10 protein-coding genes and 1 rRNA gene are annotated in these 10,319 nt (G+C 34.3%); 10 read left to right on the forward strand and 1 reads right to left on the reverse strand.

Annotation, left to right across the window (positions count from 1 at the left end):
* Positions 1-184 precede the first annotated feature (184 nt).
* From guaB to BLQ66_RS10925, 8 genes are all read left to right on the forward strand, one after another.
* A complete protein-coding gene (gene guaB / locus BLQ66_RS10890) occupies positions 185-1,645 on the forward strand; it encodes an IMP dehydrogenase (protein ID WP_074522169.1) in 1,461 nt (486 codons plus the stop codon).
* Between the two features lie 195 nt (positions 1,646-1,840).
* The gene (locus BLQ66_RS10895) at positions 1,841-3,151 is read left to right on the forward strand and encodes an MATE family efflux transporter (RefSeq protein ID WP_074522170.1); all 1,311 of its coding nucleotides are present in this window, start codon (positions 1,841-1,843) and stop codon (positions 3,149-3,151) included.
* A 108-nt stretch (positions 3,152-3,259) separates the two neighbouring features.
* Complete coding sequence (locus tag BLQ66_RS10900) at positions 3,260-3,844, forward strand: chemotaxis protein CheX (protein WP_027431843.1); 585 nt, start codon at positions 3,260-3,262, stop codon at positions 3,842-3,844.
* Between the two features lie 17 nt (positions 3,845-3,861).
* A complete protein-coding gene (locus BLQ66_RS10905) occupies positions 3,862-4,224 on the forward strand; it encodes a response regulator (protein WP_074522171.1) in 363 nt (120 codons plus the stop codon).
* Positions 4,225-4,436: 212 nt separating this feature from the next.
* Positions 4,437-5,171: a tRNA pseudouridine(38-40) synthase TruA gene (gene truA, locus BLQ66_RS10910; RefSeq protein ID WP_074522172.1), complete on the forward strand. Its 735-nt coding sequence runs from the start codon at positions 4,437-4,439 to the stop codon at positions 5,169-5,171.
* A 12-nt stretch (positions 5,172-5,183) separates the two neighbouring features.
* Complete coding sequence (gene argS, locus BLQ66_RS10915; protein ID WP_074522173.1) at positions 5,184-6,962, forward strand: arginine--tRNA ligase; 1,779 nt, start codon at positions 5,184-5,186, stop codon at positions 6,960-6,962.
* Positions 6,963-7,039: 77 nt separating this feature from the next.
* The gene (locus tag BLQ66_RS10920; protein WP_074522174.1) at positions 7,040-8,062 is read left to right on the forward strand and encodes a glycosyltransferase family 2 protein; all 1,023 of its coding nucleotides are present in this window, start codon (positions 7,040-7,042) and stop codon (positions 8,060-8,062) included.
* Positions 8,063-8,078: 16 nt separating this feature from the next.
* Positions 8,079-8,600, forward strand: a complete 522-nt coding sequence (locus BLQ66_RS10925; protein ID WP_074522175.1) for a hypothetical protein — start codon at positions 8,079-8,081, stop codon at positions 8,598-8,600.
* A gap of 86 nt (positions 8,601-8,686) precedes the next feature.
* Here the strand turns inward: BLQ66_RS10925 and BLQ66_RS10930 are convergent, their stop codons facing one another.
* Positions 8,687-8,944 (reverse strand): helix-turn-helix domain-containing protein, encoded by a 258-nt coding sequence (locus BLQ66_RS10930; protein WP_074522176.1) that lies wholly within the window; start codon positions 8,942-8,944, stop codon positions 8,687-8,689.
* A gap of 157 nt (positions 8,945-9,101) precedes the next feature.
* Here BLQ66_RS10930 and BLQ66_RS10935 point away from each other — a divergent pair, with 157 nt between their 5' ends.
* A complete protein-coding gene (locus BLQ66_RS10935) occupies positions 9,102-9,767 on the forward strand; it encodes an SdpI family protein (RefSeq protein ID WP_074522177.1) in 666 nt (221 codons plus the stop codon).
* Between the two features lie 460 nt (positions 9,768-10,227).
* A 16S ribosomal RNA gene (locus BLQ66_RS10940) occupies positions 10,228-10,319 on the forward strand; the annotation flags it as partial.

Consider the following 10,319-nt stretch of genomic DNA (forward strand, 5'->3'; position numbering starts at 1 on the left):
GTACTGATCTTGTATCGGTGCTGTTTTATGTTATTTTAGAGGCAATTTAACACTCTAAAGCAATAGAATATCATTATTGGTATTGATTTGATATAAGCGTTGACGCGATACTGGCGTCGTGTTATTAACAACGCTAGACAAAGTAAAGAAGTATAAGAAGTAAGAAAGCGAGGAAAAGATTAGAATGGGTAAGATTATTGGTAAAGGCATTACATTTGATGACGTATTATTAGTACCTCAGTATTCAGAAGTAACACCTAATATGGTAGACACATCTACATACCTTACTAAGAATATTAAGCTTAATATTCCACTTATGAGTGCAGGTATGGATACTGTAACAGAGCACAGAATGGCAATTGCTATGGCAAGACAGGGTGGTATTGGTATCATCCATAAGAATATGTCAGTTGAGCAGCAGGCTGAAGAGGTTGATAAGGTTAAGCGTTCAGAGAATGGTGTTATCACAGATCCATTCTTTTTACATCCAGATAATACATTACATGAGGCTAATGACCTTATGGCAAAGTTCAGAATTTCAGGTGTACCTATCGTTGATGAAAGCGGTAAGTTAGTTGGTATCATTACTAACAGAGACCTTAAGTTTGAAGAGAACTTTGATAGACCTATTAAGGAGTGCATGACAAGCGAGAACTTAATCACAGCTCCAGTAGGTATCTCTCTTGAAGATGCTAAGAAGATTTTAGCTCAGTCAAGAAAGGAAAAGTTACCAATCGTTGATGACGACTTTAAGTTAAAGGGACTTATTACAATCAAGGATATTGAGAAGTCAATTAAGTACCCTAACTCAGCACATGATTCACAGGGTAGACTTCTTGCAGGTGCTGCAGTTGGTATCACATCTAACGTTATGGATAGAGTTGAAGCCTTAGTTAAGGCTAATGTTGATGCTATCGTTATTGATTCAGCTCATGGTCATTCTAAGAACATCATTACAACACTTAAGGACATCAAGTCAGCATTCCCTGATCTTCAGGTTATCGCTGGTAACATCGCTACAGGCGCTGCTGCTAAGGCATTATGCGAAGCTGGTGTAGATGCTGTTAAGGTTGGTATTGGACCTGGTTCTATCTGTACAACAAGAGTTGTTGCAGGTATTGGTGTTCCACAGATTACAGCTGTTATGGATTCTTATGAAGTAGCTAAGCAGTATGGCATTCCAGTAATTGCTGATGGTGGTATTAAGTACTCAGGTGACTTAGTTAAGGCTATTGGTGCTGGTGGATCAGTTTGTATGCTTGGTAGCTTACTTGCAGGTTGTGATGAAGCTCCTGGTACATTTGAATTATTCCAGGGTAGAAAGTATAAGGTATATAGAGGTATGGGTTCTATTGCAGCTATGGAAAATGGTAGCAAGGACAGATACTTCCAGACTAACGCTAAGAAGTTAGTTCCAGAAGGTGTTGAAGGTAGAGTAGCTTACAAGGGTCTCCTTGAAGATACAATCTTCCAGCTTATGGGCGGTCTTCGTGCAGGTATGGGTTATAATGGTGCTCCTAATATCCCACATCTTCAGGAGAATGCTCAGTTCATTAAGATGTCAGGTGCTGCTCTTCGTGAGTCACATCCACATGACATTCATATTACTAAGGAAGCTCCTAACTACGCAGTAGAAGATAAGTAATTTAATAAATTCAGAATTTTTATATATTACTTTATGAAATAAAATTTGATATAATATTATTATCGAGTAGCGAAAGGCGTAAATCCAGATATTGGATTTGCGCCTTTCTTTTTTTAGGAGGAAAAATGGAAACAAAACAATTAGACAAAAAAGAAAATAAATTAGGAGTTGCCAGTTAATAAACTGCTAATCAATATGGGTTTTCCAATTATTATTTCCATGATGATGCAAGCACTTTATAACATTATTGATAGCATTTTTGTGGGTCAGATTTCTGAAAATGCAACACAAGCCCTAAATGCTTTAACCTTAGCTTTCCCAGCACAGATGATAATGGTGGCAATTGCTATAGGTACAGGCGTTGGTGTAAATGCATTGCTATCCTTAAGCTTAGGACAAAAAGATTATAAGAAGGCAAGTATAGTTACAGCAAATGCAATGATTTTAGCCTTAATTATATATATAGTTTATTTATTTTTTGCATTATTTTTACTTAACTTCTACATAAAAGCACAAACCTCAGATCCAATAGTTTCATCTATGGTTAGGAAATATTTAATGATATGTTGTGTGTTATCAATGGGTATAGTTTATTTTGCAGTTTTTGAAAAAATTTTACAAGCTACCGGCAATGCACTTTATTCAACAATAGCTCAGCTATCAGGTGCGGTAATTAATATTATTCTTGATCCAATATGTATATTTGGTATAGGTTTTATAGCACCAATGGGTATAAGTGGAGCAGCTATTGCGACAGTAATAGGTCAGGTTTTTTCTGCAGTTTTAGGTCTTATATTTCATTTGAAAAAAAACAAAGATATTAAAAATAAATTATCATATTACAAATTAGATTTAAGAATTGTTAAAGCAATATATTCTATAGGGTTACCTGCAATTATTGCTCAAGCCCTTATGTCTGTAATGACTTATGCTATGAACTTAATATTAGGACAAATAGATGCCTTGGCTGTAATATCTTATGGATTATATTATAAAATCCAACAATTTGTCCTTTTTGCAGCCTTTGGATTAAGAGATGCTATAACGCCGGTTTTATCTTTTAATTATGGTGCTAAGGATAATAAAAGAGTAAAAGAAACTATAAAATTTGGTCTTATTTATACAATTATTATAATGCTTGTTGGCTTAGTGTTAGTGGAGCTTTTAGCTGATAAGTTCGCACTAGCTTTTTCATTAACAGGCTGTGGAAGGCAGATGTTTGTAAATGCGGTAAGAATAATTTCTTTGAGCTTTATATTTGCTGGTTTAAATGTATCTTTCCAAGGAATTTTCCAAGCTCTAAAGGGAGGCTTTGAGTCTCTTTTGATTTCACTTTTAAGACAGTTTGTGATTGTTTTACCGCTAGCTTATGGATTTTCTTTAATAGCAAAAGAAAATGTAGAGAAAATCTATCTTGTGTGGGCTTCTTTTATAATTGCAGAGTTTGTTACATTTTTAGTTGCACTTGTATTAATGAAGAAAATAAAAATTAAAAGAGGCATTTAATAAAAATCTTTTATTTTTAAAAGACTTGATAAATGCATGCCTCATGGTATAATATTATTAGTATAAATAACGTGGACAATAATATTTTTTAACTCGAGGAGATTGTGTATGAACGACAAGATACTTGGTAAGTATATTGCAAAGAATCACTCTGGTTCGGTATTCACAGACAATGAGCTTCAAGTGATTAAACAAGGCAATATAGATGAAATGGTCACAACATTTTTTGATATGAATAATGACTATTATATTACCCAGTTACAATGTGCAATTAAGAGTTTAGCAACATTTATGGACACCCAGATTGTAATGGAAAGTATAGAGTACATTAAGCAGTATCAAGGACAGTTTATGGGCTGTCAGATAATGGACGGCGATATTGACGTATTTTTAGGGATTGCAGGAGAAGACGATGAACTTGTAGAACTTGCGTCAGTATTTGCAGGAGAGGATTTTAGAGAACTTGATATGGATGCTTATGATGCCCTTTGTGAATTAATAAATGTTATGAATGGTGCATATGCAACCAAGTTAAGTGGCTCAGAGATAGAAGTTACACTGCATCCGCCAGTGTTCTACAAAGATACATGCGTAACATCAGAGACCGGTCTTTATGTAGCTGTTTTTGAAATGAATGGCAAGAGTTTTAAATTGCTAATGGCAGCTAATGACAAGATCAAATTAAATGCGTAGAATAGGAGGAAGCGGATATGGCTAAGATATTAATTGTTGATGATTCAAAAACATCTAGAAAATTCTTAAGAACCATGCTTGAAGAAGCTGGTCACGAAATTGTCTCAGAGGCTGTTAATGGACTTGAAGGCGTGGAAAAATATAAAGTCTATCAGCCAGATATAGTTACTATGGATATTACAATGCCGGTAATGGATGGTATTGATGCTGTTAAGGAAATTGTAGATATAGAACCTCAGGCTAAGGTAATTATGGTAACAGCAGCAGGACAAAAGAGTAATATGGTGGAAGCCCTTAAAAGAGGTGCAGCAGATTTTATTCAGAAACCTTTCGACTCTGAAGTCATTTTAAACACAATCAATAAAGTGTTAGAAGAGTAGAAGTTTCCGTATATTTAGTGAAATAATAGTCTTTATTAGACTCTACTAAATAAAGGTTGCTTATAAATAAGTAAAAGTTGTATAATGTGGTGTAACTTGTCTAATGGCAAGTTGCACCTTTTTTATTGCGGTTTAATAAAACTTAAACCTTAATAAATTAGAATTTAAGAAACGGCTAATTATGGCAAGTTTAAGCTGAATTTGGAGGAATTATGTACAATTACAGAATGACACTTCAATATGACGGCTCTAGGTATGACGGATGGCTTCGTGCTAAGGATGAAGGCTCTAACACCGTAGAGAACAAGATTGTTGAAGTACTTAGAAAGCTCACTAATCAAGATATTGAGCTTATTTGTGGCTGCCGAACTGAGAAGGGCGTTCATGCACTTGCTCAGGTTGCTAACTTTAAGTTAGAGAAACATTTGTCAGCACTAGAAATCAGAAATTATCTCAACAGATATCTCCCAAGAGATATTGCAGTCTATGAGTTAATGGAAGTCGATGAAAGATTTAACGCCCAGTTAAATGCTAAGTCAAAGACTTACGAATATAGATTAGACATTGCGAATATAGCAGATGTATTTTCAAGAAAATATGCCTACCACACTTTTGATAAACCAGACTTCAAGGCTTTACACGAAGGTGCTAAGTATTTTCTTGGAAAGCATGACTTTAAGGCTTTCACAACTGCTAAGCGTAGCAAGTCTACAGTAAAGGATATTAAGAATATTTCCCTTGAAATCGAAGATCACTATGCTTACTTAAGAATTAAGGCTAATGATTTTATGCACAATCAGGCAAGACTTATGATTGGCTTTTTACTTGATGTCTCAACTGGCCTTAAAAAGGCAGAGGATGTTAAGAAAGCGTTAGATGGCGAGAATATTACAATGTCTCTTCCAGCCGAGAGTTATGGCTTATTTTTAAAAGAGATTGAGTATTAATTAGGAGGATAAATGAAGACAGTTATTGAATTAATCACAGAAGAATTAGAAGTTGCATTTACAAAAGCTGGCGTTGATACAAGCTATGCTAAGGTAAATATCTCTAATAGACCTGACCTTTGCGAATACCAGTGTAATGGTGCTATGGCAGCAGCTAAGGCTTTAAAGAAAGCTCCATTTATGATTGCTGATGACGTAGTTGCAAACCTACAGGATAGTAAATTATTTTCAAAAATCGAAAGCGTAAAACCAGGCTTTATCAATATGACAGTTAGCCCAGAATTTATTACTGGCTATGTTAATGAAATGGCTAAGACAGAGAAGTTTGGCTATGTTAATGCAGAAGGCAACAAGACTGTAATCGTTGATTATGGTGGAGCAAATGCTGCAAAGCCTCTTCACGTTGGTCACCTTCGTTCAGCAGTAATTGGCGAATCTGTAAAGAGAATCAACAACTACGTTGGCAATAAGACAATCGGTGATGTTCATTTAGGAGACTGGGGCCTTCAGATGGGTCTTATTATTGAAGAACTTCGTGATAGAAAGCCAGACCTTTGCTATTTTGATGAAAGCTACACAGGAGAATATCCAAGTGAAGCTCCATTTACAATTTCAGAATTAGAGGAAATTTATCCTGCAGCTTCAAAGAAGTCTAAGGAAGATACAGATGAAGGTAGAGCTTTCAAGGAAAGAGCGCATCTTTCAACTCTTAAGTTACAGCAGGGAGATAAGGCATGCCGTGCCCTTTGGCATCATATTATGACTATTTCTAAGGCTGATTTAAAGAAGAATTATGATAACTTAAATGTATCCTTTGAATTATGGAAGGGCGAATCAGATGCTCAGCCATATATCGAAGAGATGGTAGATAAGATGATAGCTGATGGCATCGCACATGAAAGCCAGGGCGCTATTGTTGTAGATATTCAGGAAGAGACAGATTCTAAGGAATTGCCTCCATGTATCGTAAGAAAGTCAGATGGTGCAGCCCTTTACGCAACATCAGATCTTGCAACACTTGTTGAAAGAGAAAAATTATATAGTCCTGACGCTTATGTTTATCTTGCAGATAAGAGACAGGAATTACACTATACACAGTTCTTTAGAGTAGCTAAGAAGGCTGGAATTGTTAAGCCAGACGCTAATCTTACATTCGTAGGTTTCGGTACAATGAATGGTAAGGATGGAAAGCCATTTAAGACACGTGCCGGCGGTGTTATGAGACTTGAACACTTAATCGCTGATATTAATGAAGCAGTTTACAATAAGGTAAAGGACAACAGAGATGTTTCAGATGAAGAAGCTAAGAATATCTCTAAGATTGTTGGACTTGCAGCCCTTAAGTATGGTGATCTTTCAAACCAGGCATCAAAGGATTACGTATTTGATGTAGATAGATTTGCATCCTTTGAAGGTAACACAGGCCCATATATTCTCTACACTATTGTAAGAATTAAGTCTATTATTAATAAGTATATTGAACAGGGTGGCAAGGTTGAAGCAGGTGCAATCCTTCCTACAGATAAGGACAGCCAGAAGGCTCTATCACTATCTTTGGTTAAGTTTGCAGACGTTATTGATAGCGCTTACCACGACAACGCACCACATAGAATTTGTCAGTATATTTACGAAGTGTCAAACGCTTTCAACGGCTTCTATCACGACACTAAGATTTTAGCTGAAGAAAATGCATCGCTTAAGGCAGGCTATGTTTCATTACTCGACCTTACAAAGAGAGTGCTTGAAACATGTATCGATTTACTTGCTTTTGAATGCCCAGAGCGCATGTAATAAAATCAAATGCTTAAAGAGCGGGATAGTTCCGACATATTAAACATTTGTTATATCAAAGGAATGAGGTTTAACATATGAAATTATTAACATTCGCAATTCCTTGCTATAACTCAGCTGCATACATGGAAAAATGTATCAACTCTTTATTAGCAGGCGGAGACGACGTAGAAATTATTATTGTTGATGATGGTTCAACTAAGGACAACACACTTGAAATTGCAAAGAAATACGAGGCCCTTTACCCAGGAATTGTAAAAGCGATTCATCAGGAAAATGGCGGTCATGGAGAGGCTGTAAACACTGGTCTTAGAAATGCAACAGGACGCTTCTATAAGGTAGTTGATAGTGATGATTGGGTTGATGGAAAGAGCTATAAGAAGGTTTTAGAGACATTAAAGAGTTTTAGTGAAGACAACGAACCTGACATGATGATTTGCAATTATGTCTATGAGAAGGTTGGAGCACCAAGAAAGAAAGTGGTTCATTACCGCAATGTTTTCCCTATTGAGAAAATGTTTGGTTGGGACGAAATGCTTGCTAAATTTAAGGTTGACCAGTACATTTTAATGCATTCAGTAATTTACAAGACTTCTGTATTAAAGGAATGCGCGCTTGAATTACCTAAGCATACTTTCTATGTAGATAATATCTTTGTATTTGAGCCATTGCCATTTGTTAAGAAAATGTACTATCTAGACACTAATTTCTACAGATACTTTATAGGTAGAGATGACCAGTCAGTTAATGAAAAGGTCATGATTAGTAGAATAGATCAGCAGTTAAGAGTAACAAGAAGAATGATTGAATCTTACCTTTCTCTTGAACATAACAACGAGAAGTGCCGTTATTATATGAGAAATTATCTTCGTATTATGATGGAAATCTCTTCTATTTTCTTAATCCTTTCAGGAACTAAGGAAAACTTAGCAAAGAAGAAGGAATTATGGAAGTTTGTTAAGGAAAGAGATGCCAAGTTATATAAAGAACTTAGATACTGTGCCCTTGGCTGGTCGGTAAATATTCCAGGAGGACCAGTTGGACGTGGAATCTCTAAGATTGGCTACAAAGTAATGAATAAACTTATTGGATTTAATTAATTGAGGTTTGCATAATATGGACATGATAAAATACGAAACAAGCCTAAAAGCAAAAGGCGACGACTATAAGAAAATTGTTTTCTGGAATCGTTTTATACGTAATCCAATCGAAACAATTCTTACACTAACACCTGCAATAATAAGTATTTGCTTACTTGCAGCAGGGATTTACACATACTTTTTACTTATTATTTATGCAGTTTGTGTTGCATATCCTTTGTTTATCTTTTTATATCAGTTTAAAAGTAGTGTAAATTATCATTTAAAGCACAGAGACCCAGCAGAAGAAGCTAAGTGTATTATGACTGTAACAAAGTCAGGCATATTAGCTGACATTCCAGAACATGAGCTAACTTATAATTATGAATGGAGTGATTGCACAACAGCCTATTATAAGTATGGCTATTATATGTTATTTAATGGTTCTAAAATGCTTGTAATGTTTAATACTAATGATTTGACTGAGGATGAGAAAAAAGCTCTTCCTAAAATTATAATGGATAACGTAGATAGAAATAAATGTGCGATTAAGTTTTAGTCCATATAAGTATAGTTATTAAAACGTCCCCATTCTTTAATAATAAGAGAATGGGGACGTTTTTTACTAATGAAGATAAATATGAATTATATCCAATCATTGATTATATCTTTTATTTTATTTTTTATAAAGTAGTCTGTTATGACACCGTCTAATATATAATTACTGTCAACGTTAAAATATTTACATAATTCTATCAAAGTTTCAGTTGAAAAATTAGCTCCTTTTGTTTCTATTCTATATAATTGAGCTGTTGATATTCCTATTTTAAGAGCTAAATCTTCTCGTGAAAGATCTTTTTCTGTACGAAGTTGCTTGATTCTTTTGCCTATTTGTTGATTCATGTTGTCTCCTCCAGAGATGTCAAATTGTTTTAAGTTTAACAATATCATAAAAGAGCGTCAATAATATAAAATGATTAAAGAATCATCATAAATGTTATTGATTTAAAAAAATAAAAATATTAACATGTCAATATAGATGAAATGGAGGTGGGTATTTATGATAAATACTTGTAAAAAATTAAAAAGTCTGCGATTAATAGTGGTGTTGTTAATTGTACTTGTAAATGCTTTTGTAACATTTGCCATACCAAAAATACTAGGAATTAGTCTAGGGGATGATTTAATTCGTTTTATTGGTGCCTCTATAGGCTTATTAATTGCTTTAATTATATTTGAATTAGCGGATTATATAATTAAGTCAGATCCAAAGTCTAAGGAAAAAGATAGGCTCATAATGATGGGGATAACTTATTTAATAATAGCCTATGTAACAATTCTTAGTGCTTATTATGAATATGGTCTAATTAGACTAAAAATGGATAGTGCTTACAATGCAAGTCTAAACCTTATAAGTGTATCTTTAATTGTAATTGCAATATTATTTATGGGAATTTCAATAGCATGTGCTAGATTAAAACAAAACACAGTGTGGGGATATAGAAATAGCTATACATTAAAAAGTAAGGATACTTGGAATAAAGTTAATAAACTAGCTTCTGTATTAAGCTTTATAGTGGCAGCAGTATTAATTGTTATGTCTATTGTAATGGCAAATATATACGCCTACCCTGTATTTTTAGCTATGATTTTAATAGAAATTCTTATTTGTAATGCATATTCTGCAAGAGTTTATAAAGAAGAAATGCAAAAAAAACGCGTATAAATGATTTGTGAAGTATAGAAAAGAATAGTTATAAATAAAACTATAAAGACCTCTTAGGAGGTCTTTTTTCAGTGTTGAATTGCAGAAAATACAGTGTTTATGCGACTTGAATGAAAAATGCAAACTAAAGTATTGATAAGTATAAAAAGTACAGTAAAAAAGTAGGCGAAAAAACGAAAAATACTGTTGACAGAAAGGTTTTACGGTGATATTATATACAAGTCGCTGCGATACAGCAACGACAACAAAACATCAACAAAGCCAGTAAACACAAGGCTTTGAAGATAAGAACCTTGACAACTGAACAGAATGACAACCTTGAAAATTCTTTGAAATATTCAAGCGAGTAATCAATCGTAAAACAAATTTTGTTTTGAAATGATTATCCTTAATAACAGTAATGTTAAACGGAAACGAAACTATTAAGCTAGTTCGTTCAGAACTAAGCTAAGGTAAAACTTTTTATGAGAGTTTGATCCTGGCTCAGGATGAACGCTGGCGGCGTGCTTAACACATGCAAGTCGAACGAAGCAACTTATCACGATTCCTTCG

The organism is Lachnospira pectinoschiza (assembly GCF_900103815.1).
GTDB classification, from domain to species: Bacteria; Bacillota; Clostridia; order Lachnospirales; family Lachnospiraceae; genus Lachnospira; species Lachnospira pectinoschiza_B.